A 312-nucleotide genomic window follows, 5' to 3' on the forward strand; every position below is an offset into this window, starting at 1 on the left:
AATGTCCTACTTTCACATAGCAAATGCTACACTATCATCGGCGCTGTTTCGTTTCACTACTGAGTTCGGCATGGAGTCAGGTGGGTCCAAAACGCTATTGTCACCAAGCAAATTTGGGCGTTAATTCGTATCTCTACGCATTAACTGAATTTGGAAAATATCTGATAATATTTTTTAAGTTTTTCTTTAAGTAATTTCTACTTTAGTCATATTAACTTCTGTCTAAACTGTCGCATAAAACGCGTTTGGCGTTGTATGGTTAAGCCTCACGGGTAATTAGTACAAGTTAGCTTAATGGCTCACACCACTTCC

Annotated in this window: 1 rRNA gene; it reads right to left on the bottom strand. The window is 38.1% G+C overall.

Annotated features, from left to right (window positions below):
* Positions 1-108: ribosomal RNA gene (gene rrf, locus H5090_RS20615) — 5S ribosomal RNA — on the bottom strand; the annotation flags it as partial.
* Between the last annotated feature and the right edge of the window lie 204 nt (positions 109-312).

The sequence above is a fragment of the Pseudoalteromonas sp. SR43-5 genome (genome assembly GCF_014163835.1).
GTDB classification, from domain to species: Bacteria; Pseudomonadota; Gammaproteobacteria; order Enterobacterales; family Alteromonadaceae; genus Pseudoalteromonas; species Pseudoalteromonas distincta.